General features: G+C 44.2%; 19 protein-coding genes and 1 other annotated feature (1 of these 20 running past the window's edge). Of the genes, 1 reads left to right on the top strand and 18 read right to left on the bottom strand.

Annotated elements, in window-relative coordinates; genetic code table 11:
* Nucleotides 1-35, bottom strand: a binding site (T-box leader) (it extends 159 nt beyond the left edge of the window).
* Between the two features lie 80 nt (nt 36-115).
* The 9 genes from argF to A5877_RS14270 form a co-directional block, all read right to left on the bottom strand.
* Nucleotides 116-1,129 (bottom strand): ornithine carbamoyltransferase, encoded by a 1,014-nt coding sequence (gene argF, locus A5877_RS14310; protein ID WP_086317002.1) that lies wholly within the window; start codon nt 1,127-1,129, stop codon nt 116-118.
* Between the two features lie 136 nt (nt 1,130-1,265).
* The gene (gene tsaD, locus A5877_RS14305; protein ID WP_016621244.1) at nt 1,266-2,285 is read right to left on the bottom strand and encodes a tRNA (adenosine(37)-N6)-threonylcarbamoyltransferase complex transferase subunit TsaD; all 1,020 of its coding nucleotides are present in this window, start codon (nt 2,283-2,285) and stop codon (nt 1,266-1,268) included.
* Nucleotides 2,278-2,751: a ribosomal protein S18-alanine N-acetyltransferase gene (rimI, locus tag A5877_RS14300; protein ID WP_086316999.1), complete on the bottom strand. Its 474-nt coding sequence runs from the start codon at nt 2,749-2,751 to the stop codon at nt 2,278-2,280. The genes tsaD and rimI (A5877_RS14300) overlap by 8 nt, the downstream gene beginning before the upstream one ends.
* Nucleotides 2,744-3,286: a ribosomal protein S18-alanine N-acetyltransferase gene (rimI, locus tag A5877_RS14295; RefSeq protein ID WP_008381099.1), complete on the bottom strand. Its 543-nt coding sequence runs from the start codon at nt 3,284-3,286 to the stop codon at nt 2,744-2,746. The genes rimI (A5877_RS14300) and rimI (A5877_RS14295) overlap by 8 nt, the downstream gene beginning before the upstream one ends.
* Nucleotides 3,270-3,995: a tRNA (adenosine(37)-N6)-threonylcarbamoyltransferase complex dimerization subunit type 1 TsaB gene (gene tsaB, locus A5877_RS14290; protein ID WP_005237009.1), complete on the bottom strand. Its 726-nt coding sequence runs from the start codon at nt 3,993-3,995 to the stop codon at nt 3,270-3,272. Before tsaB ends, rimI (A5877_RS14295) begins: the two co-directional genes overlap by 17 nt.
* A 264-nt stretch (nt 3,996-4,259) precedes the next feature.
* The gene (locus A5877_RS14285; protein ID WP_008381095.1) at nt 4,260-5,240 is read right to left on the bottom strand and encodes a LacI family DNA-binding transcriptional regulator; all 981 of its coding nucleotides are present in this window, start codon (nt 5,238-5,240) and stop codon (nt 4,260-4,262) included.
* Between the two features lie 32 nt (nt 5,241-5,272).
* Nucleotides 5,273-6,757: a UDP-glucose--hexose-1-phosphate uridylyltransferase gene (gene galT / locus A5877_RS14280; protein WP_086316997.1), complete on the bottom strand. Its 1,485-nt coding sequence runs from the start codon at nt 6,755-6,757 to the stop codon at nt 5,273-5,275.
* Nucleotides 6,758-6,760: 3 nt separating this feature from the next.
* Nucleotides 6,761-7,759 (bottom strand): UDP-glucose 4-epimerase GalE, encoded by a 999-nt coding sequence (gene galE / locus A5877_RS14275; protein WP_081118772.1) that lies wholly within the window; start codon nt 7,757-7,759, stop codon nt 6,761-6,763.
* A gap of 41 nt (nt 7,760-7,800) precedes the next feature.
* On the bottom strand, nt 7,801-8,958 hold the full coding sequence (locus tag A5877_RS14270) for a galactokinase (RefSeq protein ID WP_008381089.1): 1,158 nt from the start codon (nt 8,956-8,958) through the stop codon (nt 7,801-7,803).
* Nucleotides 8,959-9,108: 150 nt separating this feature from the next.
* Between A5877_RS14270 and A5877_RS14265 the strand changes: the two genes are divergently transcribed.
* Nucleotides 9,109-9,276: a DUF3042 family protein gene (locus A5877_RS14265; RefSeq protein WP_017144401.1), complete on the top strand. Its 168-nt coding sequence runs from the start codon at nt 9,109-9,111 to the stop codon at nt 9,274-9,276.
* Nucleotides 9,277-9,331: 55 nt separating this feature from the next.
* Here the strand turns inward: A5877_RS14265 and A5877_RS14260 are convergent, their stop codons facing one another.
* The 9 genes from A5877_RS14260 to A5877_RS14220 all read right to left on the bottom strand — a co-directional run bounded on the left by A5877_RS14260 (nt 9,332) and on the right by A5877_RS14220 (nt 15,588).
* Complete coding sequence (locus tag A5877_RS14260; RefSeq protein ID WP_016613158.1) at nt 9,332-9,688, bottom strand: DUF488 domain-containing protein; 357 nt, start codon at nt 9,686-9,688, stop codon at nt 9,332-9,334.
* A 148-nt stretch (nt 9,689-9,836) separates the two neighbouring features.
* On the bottom strand, nt 9,837-10,238 hold the full coding sequence (locus A5877_RS14255; protein ID WP_005237036.1) for a rhodanese-like domain-containing protein: 402 nt from the start codon (nt 10,236-10,238) through the stop codon (nt 9,837-9,839).
* A gap of 82 nt (nt 10,239-10,320) precedes the next feature.
* Complete coding sequence (locus A5877_RS14250; protein ID WP_008381084.1) at nt 10,321-11,292, bottom strand: ROK family glucokinase; 972 nt, start codon at nt 11,290-11,292, stop codon at nt 10,321-10,323.
* A complete protein-coding gene (locus A5877_RS14245) occupies nt 11,292-11,501 on the bottom strand; it encodes a YqgQ family protein (RefSeq protein WP_005229394.1) in 210 nt (69 codons plus the stop codon). The genes A5877_RS14250 and A5877_RS14245 overlap by 1 nt, the downstream gene beginning before the upstream one ends.
* Nucleotides 11,502-11,531: 30 nt before the next feature.
* The gene (locus A5877_RS14240; protein WP_005237037.1) at nt 11,532-12,200 is read right to left on the bottom strand and encodes a rhomboid family intramembrane serine protease; all 669 of its coding nucleotides are present in this window, start codon (nt 12,198-12,200) and stop codon (nt 11,532-11,534) included.
* 12 nt (nt 12,201-12,212) lie between these two features.
* The gene (locus A5877_RS14235) at nt 12,213-12,752 is read right to left on the bottom strand and encodes a 5-formyltetrahydrofolate cyclo-ligase (protein ID WP_086299630.1); all 540 of its coding nucleotides are present in this window, start codon (nt 12,750-12,752) and stop codon (nt 12,213-12,215) included.
* Nucleotides 12,753-12,842: 90 nt separating this feature from the next.
* Complete coding sequence (locus tag A5877_RS14230) at nt 12,843-13,820, bottom strand: iron ABC transporter permease (protein ID WP_016621237.1); 978 nt, start codon at nt 13,818-13,820, stop codon at nt 12,843-12,845.
* On the bottom strand, nt 13,820-14,800 hold the full coding sequence (locus A5877_RS14225) for an iron ABC transporter permease (RefSeq protein WP_005237040.1): 981 nt from the start codon (nt 14,798-14,800) through the stop codon (nt 13,820-13,822). Before A5877_RS14225 ends, A5877_RS14230 begins: the two co-directional genes overlap by 1 nt.
* On the bottom strand, nt 14,797-15,588 hold the full coding sequence (locus A5877_RS14220; protein WP_061053916.1) for an ABC transporter ATP-binding protein: 792 nt from the start codon (nt 15,586-15,588) through the stop codon (nt 14,797-14,799). Before A5877_RS14220 ends, A5877_RS14225 begins: the two co-directional genes overlap by 4 nt.
* Nucleotides 15,589-15,621 lie beyond the last annotated feature (33 nt).

Genomic DNA, 15,621 nt, shown 5'->3' with positions numbered 1-15,621 from the left:
TCGAATCGCTACTTCTCTTGTTTCATCAAATCAAGGCTATTTACTTCCCAGAAAGTATAGCAAAGAAATGTTTGTTTGGCTAGCGAGATTCTGGCATTTTTCAAAAATTTTATTTTTATACTTTAGGAATAAATAGATCCCCGGCAGTCACTGCCATGATCGCTTTGATTGAGTGCAAACGATTTTCGGCTTGATCAAATTGACGAGCATACTTGCTACGAAAGACCTCGTCAGTGACTTCCATCTCAGAAATCCCATACGCCTGCGCTGCTTTTTTGCCATAAATAGTTTGTTCATCATGAAAAGCCGGTAAACAGTGCATAAAAATCACTTGGTCATTTTGCGTTTTTTCCATCAACGATTGGTTTACTTGATAAGGCAGCAGCTGTTCGATCCGCTCTTGAAATTTTTCTTCTTCGCCCATTGAAACCCAAACATCGGTATACACGACATCAGCGCCTAAAACACCTTGATCCACGTCATCCGTCACCAGGATCTTTGCGCCAGAGTGCTGAGCATAGGCTTTTGCTTGTTCGATAATGTTTGCTTCTGGCTGCAAGGCCTTCGGGGTGACGACATGAATATTGACCCCTAAAATCGCACTCGTCACTAACAAAGAATTGGCGACATTGTTGCGCCCATCCCCACAGTATGCGATGGTCAAGCCAGTCAGTTCACCGAAGTTTTCTTGAATGGTTAAAAAGTCAGCGATCATTTGTGTTGGATGCCAGTCATCCGTTAAGCCATTCCAAACAGGCACGCCTGAATAGTTGCCCAGATCTTCGACGACCTGTTGGCTAAAGCCGCGAAACTCGATCCCGTCAAACATGCGGCCGAATACTTTGGCGGTATCTTCAACGGATTCTTTAGACCCCAACTGAATATCATTGGCCCCTAAAAATTCCGGATGCGCCCCCAAATCCACCGCTGCAACCGTAAAGGCTGCTCGCGTCCGTGTCGAATTCTTTTCAAACAAAAGTGCAATATTTTTTCCTTCTAAGTAGCGATGTGGTTGATTGTTGGCTTTCATCCCTTTTAAGTGCTGGGAAAAATCAATTAAATATTGCAGTTCTTCTTTTGTGAAATCTTTCTCTGCTAAAAAACTGCGTCCTTTAAAAACTGATGTCATTGCATACCCGCCTCTCAAATAATTAATAAATATACATCAGAATATCAAATAATGAAATATAATACAAATATATCTTCTGTTTGCTCATAAATGAAACAAAAAAAACACCTAAGAACGGATCTTAGGTGCAATCATCTTAAGAAATCCTATGGGCAAAGCTGACACTTGGATCAGCATTCAATGAAAGGTCTGCTAGGTGCTGCTTTTTCAACGCAACATGGGCATAGGCACCAATCATGGCCGCATTATCTCCGCAAAGGCGCAACGGTGGAATCAACAGTTCTACCTCCGGCAATTCCTGCATTGCTTTTTGTAAAGCGTCACGCAAGCCTTGATTCGCGGCGACCCCGCCAGCGACGATCAGTTGTTTTACCGGATAGGCTTGGCATGCCCGCACTGTTTTGTGAACCAATACTTCGACTACGCTGGCTTGAAAACTGGCTGCTAGATTTTCTACTGACAATGCTTCCTCTCTTTGCTGTGCATTATGCACAAAGTTGATAAAGGAACTCTTCAAGCCACTGAAACTAAAATCAAAATTATCTTCTTGCATCATTGCTCGAGGAAAGTGATACGTATCACTACCTAGATGTGCAAGGCGATCAATTTCTTTCCCACTAGGATAAGGCAAACCGAGAACTCGACCAACTTTGTCATAGGCTTCACCAGCGGCATCATCTCTCGTTTCTCCGATGATCTCAAAAGAGCCATCTTCTGCCATATACACCAATTCGGTGTGACCGCCGCTGACCAATAATGCCATTAAAGGAAAAACCAATGGCTTCACTAGGCGAGCTGCATAAATATGTCCTGCCATGTGATTGACCGGAATCAGCGGTAAGCTGTGGGCCCACGCAAAGGCTTTCGCTGCAGAAAGCCCAATCAACAGTGCCCCAACCAACCCTGGACCATAGGTGACGGCCACGGCTGATAATTCTTCTGGTTGTGTGTTGGCTTGGGTCAATGCTTCGTCGATGCACAAAGTAATCTGTTCGACATGGTGACGACTAGCGACTTCTGGTACGACACCGCCGAAGCGCTGGTGGCTCTTGATCTGCGAAGCAACAATGTTACTTAAAATGGTGTCGCCGTTTTTAATCACTGCCACACTGGTTTCATCACAACTGCTTTCAATGGCTAAAATCAATTCATTCATTTGATTTTTTTCCGCCTACTTTCTTTTCCATAATCAACGCATCCTCTTCAGGATGACTGTAATATTTTTTTCTACGACCGATGACCGTATAGCCCATGCGCAAATAAAGGGCCTGTGCTTGTAAATTCGACACACGTACTTCAAGATAGATCCGCCGACCATCGGTTTGTTCCACGAGCGATTCCATTTGTTTCAACAATTCTTTCGCCAAACCATGCCCTTGATATGCTGGTAAAACCGCTACATTAAACAGCTCTGCTTCATCCAGCACTTGCTGAAAACAGAGAAACCCAATCAGCTCTTGGTTGGTTTTTCCATAACGAAACAAATAGCGACTGTTGCTGTTTTGCAAATCTTGCTGAAATTGCTGCAGATTCCAAGGCGAGCCAAAGGGATAGCTCTGATCCGCCAATGACCAGAGCATTTGCGGTGTCGGGATCGTTTGTTCTGCTTGTTCGTTAGTCATTTAAAAATTTCACCATATCCAATGCGTCTTCATTGCCTTCAGTGTAATACGCCGTTTTGATCGCCTGTGAAACAAACCCGAGGGTCCGATACAAACGTTGCGCATCACGATTGCCCAGGCGAACTTCTAATGTCAAACGGTCGCATTTGTTTTTCCTTGCATAACGTTCCATCTCTCCTATCAAGAAAGAACCGATCCCTTTTCCTTGATAATCAGGAATGATCGCGATATTAGTGATATGGGCATCAGCGCCTAAAATCCGCACCCCGATAAACCCAATCATCCGTTCATTATGCAAGATGCCCAAATAAAGATGTTTGACCCGTGAATAAAGTTCTGACAAAAAGGCGCTCTTGGTCCAAGGCAGTTCCCCAGCATACACGAGACGCTCCACCTGCAGCAGCTCTTTAATGTCATCACCGACTAATTCACGAACAACATACGTTTCCCCTCGTATCTCTTTTTTACGCTCTGGATATTGAATCTGACGGAAAAGAGCCAACTTTCCCGTCATCGTTTTAAATTTTTTCAACATAGGCATCCACTCCCGGTTCATGCGAGGCTAACCATTTTTCTTCGGCTTCAACTAATTTTAAATAGTCCGGTACAAAATCATGGATCGAAGCCACCGGCGCTTCTTCTTTCGCAATAGCAGCTAAAACAACGCCATTCGGGTAATTCCAAAACGACACTTGATTGATATGGGCTGTCGGCAGTTCCGCCTCGATCATGTCTTTAAATTTGACGGTATCGGCGCCGACAAATAGCACTTCTTGACCATCAACTGCTTTTAGCTGGGTCAATAACTCAGACAGTGAGATATGCTGGTCTTTGATCCTTGTTTCTAAGGTACCATTATGCCATTGGTAGGCACCTGCGTAGACATTTTGACGGCGAGCGTCAAACAACGGGACGATCACTTGCGATACGCCCACGCAATTGGCAGCGACTGCTTTCAAACTAGAAACACCAATCAGCGGGATGTTCAATGTTTGTGCCAGCGTTTTTGCTGTTGTGACACCGATGCGCAAACCCGTATACGAGCCAGGACCTTTCGCAACAACGATTTGCTCCAGCTCTTTAGGGGCCATCCCCACCGCCTGCATCAATCCATCAATGGCAGGCATCAATGCTGTGCTGTGGTTTTTGATCGCCATCGTCTGGCTTTGTCCCAACACTTCTTGACCATCGACCACCGCAACCGCCAGTGTCTGGTTTGAGGTATCAATCGCTAATGTTTTCATCTATCTTCTCCCCATTCAAAAAACTCTCTCATATTCTACCATATTCTAATCAAATGCCCAACCAAGTCTCCAAAAAGATGCCTGCGTTTAGAAAAAAAGCAATAGGACAACAATACCCGAACCTTTGAAAAAAGCAAGCACGGCTGCAGTTGCAAACCAGCGGGGCTGTTTAAAGGTTCGGGTAAGGCGATATTCATTTTTTTGTTATTTCATTAAAACTCAGTTGACGTGTGTAACGGTATCCTCCGATGATTCAACTGGTTGCTAAGAAGATTGGCGCGTAATCAGCTCCGTTGCGATCGTAACTTTTCGAGGAACGGGTGCTGCATTCGTAATGATATCCAGCAAGGTCGTCACTGCCAGCTCCCCCAGCCATTCCGTATGAACTTTGATGGTTGACAGAGTCGGAAAGACGTACTTTGCGACACTGACATCATTGAAGCCGATAATTGCGATCTTATCTGGAATCTTGATGTTTTTTTCTTGCAAAGCACGCATAGCGCCAATCGCTAAGGCATCACTGGAAGCAAATAAGGCACTTGGCAACTCTTTGTTTTGCTGCAAATACTCTTTCATCGCCTCATAACCGCCCTCTACTGTAAACGGTGCGCTGAGATGATATTGCGGGTGGTGCAACTTCAACCGACGAAGCCGTTCCTCAAAAATCCGGCGCCGAGGGTCTTCGATTTCTTGGTGATGGTCCTTGGTAAACTCAACGCCTGATAACAAGCCGATCCTTTGGTGGCCTTTTGCAATAAAGTCATCGATCACTAAATCGACCGCTTGTTGAAAGTCCACCACCAGAGAATTGACGCCCTGGGCCAATGCGTCAAAATCGACCATCAACAAATTGGATTGGCTTTTTTTCAATTGACGAATCTGGTGATCATCGAATTTCCCTAGCGCGATCGTTCCATCGACGGCGGTATCAGACAATCCTTCATAGGGTTCTTTCAGCAAACGGATCCCTAATTCTTCGGTTTTGTTTTCAATCCCGATACGGATCGCTAAATAGTAAAGATCCGCTAATTCTTCCTCGGTATCAAACCATTGGATCAAGCGCATACTACTGGTTTCTGGCTGACTCTTTTTTTTATGTTTTGTGTAATTGAGTGCTTCTGCGGCTTTAAAAATTTTCTCTTTGGTTTCAGAACTGACCGATAATTCTGAATCGTAATTCAGCACCCGTGATACAGTGGCTGGCGAGACGCCAGCCTGTTGTGCAATATCTTTAATCGTTGCCATCTTCCAGCCTCCTTTTTTTGCGGGGAACTTTTTTATAAAGTAGCTATAAAGCGAGCAAAGGCCGCTTGCCCTGTCTGGTCTCGTTTAAAGACGCCTGCATGCGTCAATACTTGTGTAAAGACTTCTCCTAATGCATTGCGCAAAATCTGCGACACGTTTTCGGCATTGCATTCTGGGTGCTGGGCTTTGATCGCATCTGCCCACGGTATATGGTAAGCCGCGATCTGATTGGGCTGATCCAATAGATAAGCAGTCACTTCTTCTAGTTCCGGAGCTAAACGCGGTGGGAGAACTGCCAAACCCATGACTTCAATCAATCCGATATTTTCTTTTTTGATATGCTGCACTTCTTGATGTGGATGAAAAATGCCGTCAGGATGTTCTTTGGAAACATTATTATCCCGCAAGACTAAGTCCATTTCAAACAGCTCTCCTTGCTTGCGGGCGATCGGTGTCACTGTATGATGAGCCGTCCCATCTTCTGAAAAAGCAAGGATCGAAACACTTGGATCTGAGTACTGTTGCCATTGGGCTAACACATATTGGCAAGCGGCGGCTAATTTTTGTTTGTTTTTCGCTTGTAATCGTATCACCGACATTGGCCACTTCACGATCCCCGCAGCTACATCAGGAAACCCAGTCAAAGAAAAGTGTTGTTCGATTGGCGCTTTTGCCATGGCAAACGTATGCCGCCCTCCTTGGTAATGGTCATGGGACAAGATCGAACCCCCAACGATCGGCAGATCGGCATTGGACCCGACAAAATAATGCGGCATCACTTCAATGATCTGCAACAAGCGAGCGAAGGTTTGCAAATTGATTTTCATAGGCCGATGGTCTAAAGAAAGAAAAATCGAATGCTCATTGTAATAGGCGTAAGGAGAATATTGGAAGCCCCACGCTTCATTATCCAAATTCATACGAATGATCCGATGATTGGTCCGCGCTGGGTAATTGACCCTTCCTTGGTAGCCTTCATTTTCCAAACACAACATACATTTCGGATAATCTACAGAAGCAGCGGTACCTTCTTGGGCAATTTGCTTCGGATCTTTTTCAGGTTTTGATAAATTGATCGTGATCTCGATCTCCCCATACTCCGTATCAACAGGAAAGACGATATTTTTAGCGATGGCCCGAGTCTTGATGTAATCATTTTGACGGCACAGCTCAAAGAAATAATCCGTCGCTTCTTTAGGATCATTGGCATAATGTTGCGCAAAAAAAGCATTGACTACTGAAGGTGGTGGCGTCAAAAAGTCCATCAACTGGGCTTCAAAGATTTCTCTTTCTGCGTGAGAATCGCCAATTTGCTGATTGCTCAATGCACATGCCACCAGTTCGTCCATCATTTCAATCGAGGAACGAGCAACAGAACGAATTTCGCTGGGCTCAAAAACAGCTTCCCCGATCATAGCTAGTACTCGGTTTTGCAAATAAACACGATCCATTTCCATCCAGCCGCCAGCCTTGATTGCTAAAGTGACGAAATCGCTGATTGTTTGGCTGATCGTCATTGGTTATTCCTCCTGCCCTTGATACCCATTTGGATGGCTGACATGCCAATTCCAAGCAGTCTCGATGATTGCTTCGACGTCGGTATAGACTGGTTTCCAGCCTAAAACCTTTCGTGCTTTTTCACTCGATGCCACTAAGGTACTTGGATCACCGGCACGGCGAGGCGCCACTCTGGCTGGGATCTCTTTTTTCGTTACATTGCGGGCCGCTTCCACCATTTCTTTCACAGAGTACCCATGATTGCTGCCTAAATTGAAGACATTGCTCTCATTGCCTTTTTGTAAATATTCTAATGCCAACAGGTGAGCAGCGATCAGATCTTCGACATGGACATAATCACGAACACAAGTCCCATCTGGAGTATCGTAATCCTCCCCAAAAATCGCGACTTCTTTTCGTTGTCCTAAAGCAGCTTGTAAGATGATCGGTACTAAGTGTGTTTCTGGATCATGGTCTTCACCGATCGAAGCATCCGACTTCGCGCCAGCCACATTGAAATAACGCAATGCGACATACTTCATACCATAGGCTTCATCGCACCAACGCATCATTTTTTCCATGATCAACTTGCTTTCGCCATAAGGATTTTTAGGATTTGTTGGGGTTTCTTCCGTGATTGGACTATGATCAGGTTCCCCATAGGTTGCTGCTGTAGAAGAAAAGACAATATGTTTCACTTGATGTTCCTTCATCACTTCTAAGAGGACCTGCATCCCATACACATTATTGTTGAAATATTTCAATGGTTTTTCTACGGATTCACCCACCAAAGAGCTAGCAGCAAAGTGAATCACGCCATCGATCGTTTCTTTTTCAAATACCGATTGTAAAAATGCTTTGTCGCGAATATCCCCTTCATAAAAGGTTGCTGCTGGATGGATCGCTTGGCGATGTCCTGTCAGCAAATTGTCAACGACAACGACTTGTTTTCCTTGTCCGATCAATTGATCGACTGCATGAGAACCGATATAGCCGGCTCCTCCTAATACTAAAATCGCCATATTTTCAGCCTTCTTTCTAAATTCCTTCATCATTTCTTATTCTACAGTTTTCGTGCACCATCATCAATACTTGCTTGATAAATGTCGGTTGCGTAGCCGATTTCTGCTAAATAGGTTGCTTTGACGGACGCTTCAAAATCAGCCCATTCACTTGCTTTGACCAATGCGATCCCGCAGCCGCCAAAGCCCGCACCAGTCATCCGCGCACCTAAAACAGCAGGATGCGCTTGAGCAGCTGCGACTAATGTATCTAGTTCACGCCCTGTCACTTCATAATCATCCCGCAATGAAGCATGCGAAGCATTTAACAACTGGCCGAATTCTTCAAGATCACCAGCAGTCAAAGCGGCTTTTGCTTTTAATGTCCGTTGGTTTTCCGTCACTGCATGTTTCGCCCGTTTGATCAAGCGTGGATCATCGATCAATGCTGTATTTGCAAAAAAGGTTGCTTCGTCTAATGCACCCAATGAATCAACGGCTAATGATTTTTGCAAACGAGCTAATGCTTCTTCACATTCTGCACGTCGTTCATTGTATTTAGAATCAGCCAATTCGCGGCGCTTATTGGTATTCATGATCGCTACGACATAATCACCAAATGCCGCTGGTACGACTTCATAATTTAAAGTGTTCGTATCTAAAAGCAATGCATGGTCTTTTTGACCCATTCCGATCGCAAATTGATCCATGATCCCTGAGTTAACGCCAATAAACTCATTTTCGACTTTTTTGCCGATTTTAACTAAGTCCAAGGTCTTCAAAGTTAAATCAAAGAGATCTTTTAGACAAACCCCCGTCAGCAATTCAATCGATGCCGAAGAAGAAAGACCTGCGCCATTCGGAATGTTGCCATAAAAAGCGATGTCAAAGCCACGATCGATCCCTTGCCCCGCTTCTTTTAGGAAACGAACGACCCCTTTCGGATAGTTTGTCCAATCATCTTCTTTTCGGTAATCTAGCTCATCTAACTGAAAGGAGATCACGCCTTTTTCTGGAAAATTCTCTGAATAGAGTTGGATCAACTGGTCTTCACGTTTTCGTGCTACTGCATACGTCCCTAATGTGATTGCCGCCGGGAAAACATAACCGCCATTGTAATCTGTGTGTTCACCGATCAAGTTGATTCTCCCTGGCGCAAAATACATGCCTGTGCCTGCTGTTCCAAATTTATCAATAAATATCTGTTGCAATTGCTCCATTTTTCTCACTCCCACTTTCTTTTTAGTAAACTTATTGTAAATTATTTACTAAATTATTTCAAGCGTTTTCAATCCCAAAAGTGATTTTTTTTGATATTTTTTCCGTTTTCATTCATAATGAACCTATAACTAAAGGCGAGGTGTTTAATGATGAAACGATTTCTTTCAGGATTTTTAGTAGGAACAGTCGCAACGGTTGCTGCAGCTGCAAGTGTTGTTATGACGGTCAAGAAACAAGTGATTGATCCAATTGACGAACAACAAGCAGATCATGATGAAAAACGGAAACGTGCGATGCGTAAAAGCGTTGCCCGCTAATCATTTGCTACAAAGAGCCGTCAGCCTTCAATAGGCTGGCGGCTCTTTTAGGTAATCATTCTGCCTTCTCCAGTAAGTCCTGCAAAATCACGGCTTGATTTTGTTCTTCATTTTTCGCTCCGTATAGTAAGGTCACGGTCTGTTGTTCAGCAACCAACGCTTTTAACCGTGCCAAGGCATCTTTAGCTGGCGCTTTCTCTAATTCTTGTAGATAGCGGCCTTTAAACGCATCAAAACGTTCAGGATCATGCCCAAACCATTTGCGCAATTCAGTACTTGGTGCGACTGCTTTGAGCCATAGATCGATCTGGGCTGCCTCCTTTTTCATTCCTCTAGGCCAGATGCGATCCACCAATACTCGATAGCCATCTGTCGTTTCCGCCACTTCATAAATTCTTTTTCGCTTGATCAACGCACACTCTCCTTATCGATAGACCTAAGTTCAAATAAAGGCAAAAGCCCACAATGTAAATTGAACAATGACTTACTTGAAACACTCCATTTGGTGTTTCGTCACTCATTCAAATTTGCTTGTGTTCTTTTGCCTTGAGTTCTCTGTTTTATAAACTATTTTTCTTTTTCGTCTTGCCGCTCCAACCTTCATACCCTTCTTTTAGGATATAGACATTGGTAAAGCCTTCTTTACGTAATTTATTTGCTGCGCGAATACTCAACGATTTACGCGTGTCATATAAGTAGATTGGTTGATCTCTACGAAATGCGCTGAAGGAATTGGTTAAAACCGTAAAGGGAATATTACGCGCCCCTAAAATATGCCCACTGTCAAATTCATTTTTTTCCCGAACGTCGATCACTTGGGCTTTCTTCATTCCTGCTTTAAATTCATCTTCTGAGATGATCGTTGCTGAACGGCGTCCCATAATTTGAAAATACGCCCAGTTCAAAGCGATTGCTAAGATTATTAATGCCAAAACCAAGTTTAGCCACATAATTGGTGTCATTTCTTCTATTCCTCTCTATTGTAACAAACATTCTTTTTTGATTTATGCTGCTTTAATCTATCCTTGCCTAGCAGCTTGTCATCTATGCTTTTGCTGCAAACTGCAAAGCTAATGATGCTGCCCCAATCACACCGGCATCATTCCCAAGTTCGGCCAATTTGATTTCAGTACTTTCCGTTACCTGTGGGAAGGTAAATTGAGCAAAGTAGGCAGCAACCCGTTCACGTAAAAATTCACCGGCTGCCGATACGCCTCCACCTAAAACGATACTTGATGGATTTAATGTGTTTCCTAGGTTTCCGCATGCCAACCCAAGGTAGAAGCACACTTTATCAACGACCATCAAGCCAAATGAATCGTTTGCTTGAGCCGCTTCAAAAATATCTTTACTTGAAACATCTTCCCCATTGTCCAGCTGTTGTTTCAATGCCGAGTCGCCAGCATATTCTTCTGCCAACTGTCGAGCAACTCGCACAACACCCGTCGCACTAGAAACCGTTTCTAAACAACCACGTTTGCCGCAAGTACATTCGAACCCTTCAGGATCAACAGTGATATGACCGATTTCTCCGGCACAACCAGCAACCCCATGAAGCAATTGCCCTTCCATGATGATACCGCCGCCAACACCTGTACCTAGTGTGATAAAGATGACATCAGGATTGTTATCCCCTGCCCCTTTCCAACGCTCACCTAAAGCTGCTACATTGGCATCGTTATCGATGGCAAATGGGATTTTTGTGCCTTTTTCAATCAGTTCTTTGACTGGCTGAAGTGTTTTCCAGTTCAGATTGTAGGCACCTATGACGGTTCCTTTGTCACGGTCGACACTTCCTGGTGTCCCCATACCAATACCGATAAATGCTTCCGGCTGTAAGCCATATAATTCTAGGCGATGATTGATCGATGCCACGATTTCTGGCACGATATGTGAGCCTTCATCAAGAATATTGGTGTCAATACTCCATTTTTGCTGAATCTCGCCTTCGCTCGTTAAAATAGCGAATTTCACCGTTGTTCCGCCTAAATCAATTCCGATGATTTTTTTGTCCATCACTTGTTTTCCTCCCGGCTTTCTTCAATTCGATGCTCCCGCGTAAGAATTCGCCGGGCAGTCAGATATACATCCCGATCTATCAAGCGACTGTCATAAAAGTTTTTCAACTCGATTTGCATCAGTTCTATATCGTAGATCCGCTTGCCGACATATACGTAAACACCAAATTGTTTCAGTAATTGTTGTACGTCATATAACGTTTCCATTTAACCACTTCCTGCTTATTATACAAGTAATTAATATTTTTTAAAACCATATATCACAAAAATAGCCAATAAGAAAACAAAGAGTCCGCCAGAGAGGATTCTGGTGTGGATCGAATATTTTCCATAGTTCTTTGGCAATGCCAAAAGATTCCCTAACAATAACCCACCGAGGATCCCGCCAATGTGTCCCCACATATCAATCGTTTGATCAAACACCCCAAAAACCAGGTTCAATCCAACGAATAGGGCAAATTGCCGTACCATTGCTTGGATGCGGTAATCATTTCTAAAATGCCAACCTAAAATCAAAAATGCCCCGAAAAGCCCGAATAATGAAGTACTAGCGCCTGCTGATTGAACCCCTATTTGGTTGAAAGCAAAACTCATGGTATTGCCCATGATGCCGCTTAGTAAATACAAGGCAAAAAAACGGCTATGACCATAGATGGCTTCTACTTGTTGCCCCATATAATAGAGAATCACAGAGTTGATTGCAAAATGTGCCAACCCGAAATGCAGAAAGATTGGGGTAACGAAACGCCAATATTCATTTAAATAGACGACAAACGGACCAAACATCACCCCGCCTGATTGAATAGAGGGACTAAAATAACCCAAGATAAACACAATAGTTTGGATAGCTAAAAATAGATACGTGAAGATCGGCTGATTCAGCCATCTTTTCATTTGAGAATTCATTGACGTGCTCCTTTACGTGCGAATAAGCGAATCCGTATAGATTTTATCGATTGGAATGTCGAATACATCTGGTGTCCATTGATCGTTGAATTGTTCTCCGAAGACCAAAGAAACGGTCTTGCCATCAAAAGCTGACAAGAAACGATCATAATAGCCGCCGCCAAAGCCGATGCGATAGCCTTTTTTCGAAAAAGCCAAGCCGGGAACAATGAGTAAATCCAAGTGATGGGCTTCTTGCTCACTGATCGGCTCTTCAACCCCAAATGCCGACGTTTCATAACGCGTTGCCGGCTCCACATGATAAAACTGCAATTTTTTTTGTTGTGCTTTCGGCACTGCGATTCGTTTGTTTTGTTCAAATCCTTTAGCAAAAATAGCCGCTGTATCAAATTCAAATGGCAACGAACGGATCACTCCTACTGACTTAGCCGTTTGCCAAATCTGAGAAGAAAACAGCAACTGCAAAATCACCGTTTCTTTCTGCTGCTTTTGTTTGCTCGGCATTTTTTTTAATGTTTGGATCATGTGCTCTCTAATGACTGGTTTTTCCATTGGATCACTCCTCTCAGAAATAGTACCAAAAACTGTGTCCAAATAGCAAACTAGAATCGCAGATTTCTTGGCAAGATCATGACTATCTGCTCATCCTTCTTTACGCCGGATCAGTAAAAAGACAAAGTACGGTGCCCCCACGATAGAAATGATGATACCAGCTGGGATCTCACCGCTTGTCAATAGTAAACGACCGATCGTATCACTTACTAAGACCAGCAGACTGCCGATCATTCCCGCTAAGAAAAAGGCACTGCGAGATTCTCTGCCGATGAGTCCCTTGGCGATATGAGGCGCCAATAAGCCCACAAAGGCTAAATTACCGGTATAGCCAACCGTACTGGCAGCCAAACCAACCGCAATCACTAAAAACCACGTCCGCAACCGTGTCAAAGAAACCCCTAAGCTAATTGCCTGTTCCTCACCAAAACCAAGCAGATTAAGTTTAGGTACGGTCCAGAAAGCTGCGACAGACAATACGATGACCCAAGGAAGCAGACTGGTAATTTGCTGCCACGAGGTTCCCCAGATAGATCCAGAAAGCCATGCTGTTACAAAGCGATAGCGGTCTTTTGATAATTCCACCGTAAAAAGTAAAGTAGCCGCGGCCAACCCTGCATTGACGGCGATTCCCGCAAGCAGCACTCGCTCCATCGACAACAATTGGCGGTGTTTATAGGCAATCAAATAGACCAGTACAGCAGCCAACAAGCCACCGAAGATCCCAACGACAGGTAAAAGCTGCGATCCTTGGGTATAAACCCCTAAGTAGATCATTACAAAGAGACCCGCGCCATTGTTGATTCCTACGATACTTGCATCAGCCAGCTCGTTTCTCGTCACCCCCTGCAAGACAAAACCAGAAAAACCAAAGGCACCGCCGGCGATCAGCGCCAGACAAGCCCGTGGTAGTCGAAACTCAGTAAACGTCAGTACCTGACTCGAAGAAGCCGTACCTTGAAAGATTGCCCCTAATGTCTGAAAGGTTAAGATTGTTTTTCCCACCATGACACTTCCTAAAAAAGCGGCCATCACCAGTAGAAAAAAAACAAAGAGTGTTTTTTTCATCAGTCTTCCCTCCGTATCTTGACCAATAGAAAAGGCACACCGATCAATGCCATCAGTATCCCAAAGGGTGTCTCAAAAGGGGGATTGATCAAGCGACCTGCCAGATCAGCGGCCATCACTAGGGTCCCACCTCCAATGATCGTCAAAGGCAAAATTAATTGGTAGTTTTTGCCCACCATCCCCCGCACGACATGAGGAACCATTAAGCCGACAAAGCTGACCGGTCCTACAAGCGAAACCGCCATTCCCGCCAAAACTACGACTAACAGTAAGGCAGATGCCCGAATCAGATGCGGGTGCTTGCCTAATGAAATGACGGTGTCATCTCCTAGTGCTAACAGATTGAGGGCTTTTCCTAGCCGTAGCACAAAAACGATGGCGATCAGATAGATGGGGCCCACAAAACGCAGTTGCTGCCAAGTCACATTCGCCGCACCACCGATAAACCAAAAGGCTATCTCTTGGTTTAAATCAAATTGCAATGACAGAGTTTGACTAATGGCTGAGAAAAAAGAACTTAATGCCACACCAGCCAAAATCAGTCCCGTGGGCGACATGCCTAGTTTGGCGTATCTGGTCAGTAAAAAAAGCAGCCCAGTTGCCGCAAACGCACCAAAAAAGGAAAACAGCGCCGCTTGACTCGGTTGCACACTAGGAAAGAGGATAAATGCGATCGCTAGTCCCAAGGCAGCCCCACTATTGACACCTAAAAGACCACCATCTGCCAAGGGATTTCTCGTAATCCCCTGCATGATGGCTCCTGTAACAGCAAAACAACTTCCTACTAGAAAAGCAGCCAAAACACGTGGCAACCGAATATTGCGCAAGACTTGATGCAGCTGATTCTCATAATCAAAAGCAAAGACGGCATCCCAGATCGTTTCAAAAGAAAGGTCCGCTGCTCCTTGAGTGATCGCTAAAAAGAAACAGATAATAAAGCAGCCACTAAAAAGCAGCAGCAGCCAAGGAAACTTTTTCATATCTGCGCTCCTAACTCATAGGTCAAGACCAGCGGCTTTGTACTATTAGGAAAGGTACCTAACACGGCATCGATCTCAAACAAACGCTGCAGCCATTCTTTGGTCAGCACCGTTTCCGGTGTACCGGAAACCAAAAGCTCTCCACCTTTTAATGCGTAAATATAATCAGAAAAACGTGACGCATGATTCAGGTCATGAATCGACATAATGATCGTTTTCCCATAGGTTTTATTGATTTGCTGTAATAAGAGCAAAATTTCTAATTGATGCGCAGGATCTAAAAAGGTTGTTGGTTCATCTAAAATCACGATATCCGTATCTTGCGCCAGTGCCATGGCGATCCAAACGCGCTGCTTTTGTCCCCCTGACAGCGTACTGATCACTTCTTCTGCCAGTGCCGTCAAACCAGTTGCCTGCAAAGACCAGTCGATCGCTGCAAGATCTTGTTCCGATAGACTATTCAGTCCTTTTTGATAGGGAAAACGACCGTAAGAAACAATTTCGCGAATCGTCAAGCCAATCGATGAGTCGCTAACTTGTGAAAGCAGCGCAATCTTTTTAGCCACTTCTTTGGTTTTGATGTTCTGGAGGTTTTGTGTATCTAATAGGACCTCACCAGACAAAGGCTGTAAAATTCGGGCGAGTGCCTTTAAAAATGTCGATTTTCCACTGCCGTTCGGACCAATCAAGCCGATGATTTTCCCTTCTGGAATCTCAATTGTTAGATTTTGCACAATTTTTTGTTTTTGATAGCCGACACTCAAGTCAACTGTTCGTAATTTCGCCATATTCGTCCCCAAAATAATTGATTGATAATGCTT

The sequence above is a fragment of the Enterococcus sp. 3C7_DIV0644 genome (assembly GCF_002141235.1).
GTDB classification, from domain to species: Bacteria; Bacillota; Bacilli; order Lactobacillales; family Enterococcaceae; genus Enterococcus_D; species Enterococcus_D entomosocium.
Note: the sequence above shows the minus strand (reverse complement) of the source record. Positions and strands in the feature narration are given on the sequence as shown.

What these genes read in the sequence shown, in the direction of transcription:
- argF (WP_086317002.1), bottom strand. Translation starts at nt 1,129, where the DNA reads ATGACATCAGTTTTTAAAGGACGCAGTTTTTTAGCAGAGAAAGATTTC.
- tsaD (WP_016621244.1), bottom strand. Translation starts at nt 2,285, where the DNA reads ATGAATGAATTGATTTTAGCCATTGAAAGCAGTTGTGATGAAACCAGT.
- rimI (WP_086316999.1), bottom strand. Translation starts at nt 2,751, where the DNA reads ATGACTAACGAACAAGCAGAACAAACGATCCCGACACCGCAAATGCTC.
- rimI (WP_008381099.1), bottom strand. Translation starts at nt 3,286, where the DNA reads ATGTTGAAAAAATTTAAAACGATGACGGGAAAGTTGGCTCTTTTCCGT.
- tsaB (WP_005237009.1), bottom strand. Translation starts at nt 3,995, where the DNA reads ATGAAAACATTAGCGATTGATACCTCAAACCAGACACTGGCGGTTGCG.
- A5877_RS14285 (WP_008381095.1), bottom strand. Translation starts at nt 5,240, where the DNA reads ATGGCAACGATTAAAGATATTGCACAACAGGCTGGCGTCTCGCCAGCC.
- galT (WP_086316997.1), bottom strand. Translation starts at nt 6,757, where the DNA reads ATGACGATCAGCCAAACAATCAGCGATTTCGTCACTTTAGCAATCAAG.
- galE (WP_081118772.1), bottom strand. Translation starts at nt 7,759, where the DNA reads ATGGCGATTTTAGTATTAGGAGGAGCCGGCTATATCGGTTCTCATGCA.
- A5877_RS14270 (WP_008381089.1), bottom strand. Translation starts at nt 8,958, where the DNA reads ATGGAGCAATTGCAACAGATATTTATTGATAAATTTGGAACAGCAGGC.
- A5877_RS14265 (WP_017144401.1), top strand. Translation starts at nt 9,109, where the DNA reads ATGAAACGATTTCTTTCAGGATTTTTAGTAGGAACAGTCGCAACGGTT.
- A5877_RS14255 (WP_005237036.1), bottom strand. Translation starts at nt 10,238, where the DNA reads ATGACACCAATTATGTGGCTAAACTTGGTTTTGGCATTAATAATCTTA.
- A5877_RS14250 (WP_008381084.1), bottom strand. Translation starts at nt 11,292, where the DNA reads ATGGACAAAAAAATCATCGGAATTGATTTAGGCGGAACAACGGTGAAA.
- A5877_RS14245 (WP_005229394.1), bottom strand. Translation starts at nt 11,501, where the DNA reads ATGGAAACGTTATATGACGTACAACAATTACTGAAACAATTTGGTGTT.
- A5877_RS14240 (WP_005237037.1), bottom strand. Translation starts at nt 12,200, where the DNA reads ATGAATTCTCAAATGAAAAGATGGCTGAATCAGCCGATCTTCACGTAT.
- A5877_RS14235 (WP_086299630.1), bottom strand. Translation starts at nt 12,752, where the DNA reads ATGGAAAAACCAGTCATTAGAGAGCACATGATCCAAACATTAAAAAAA.
- A5877_RS14230 (WP_016621237.1), bottom strand. Translation starts at nt 13,820, where the DNA reads ATGAAAAAAACACTCTTTGTTTTTTTTCTACTGGTGATGGCCGCTTTT.
- A5877_RS14225 (WP_005237040.1), bottom strand. Translation starts at nt 14,800, where the DNA reads ATGAAAAAGTTTCCTTGGCTGCTGCTGCTTTTTAGTGGCTGCTTTATT.
- A5877_RS14220 (WP_061053916.1), bottom strand. Translation starts at nt 15,588, where the DNA reads ATGGCGAAATTACGAACAGTTGACTTGAGTGTCGGCTATCAAAAACAA.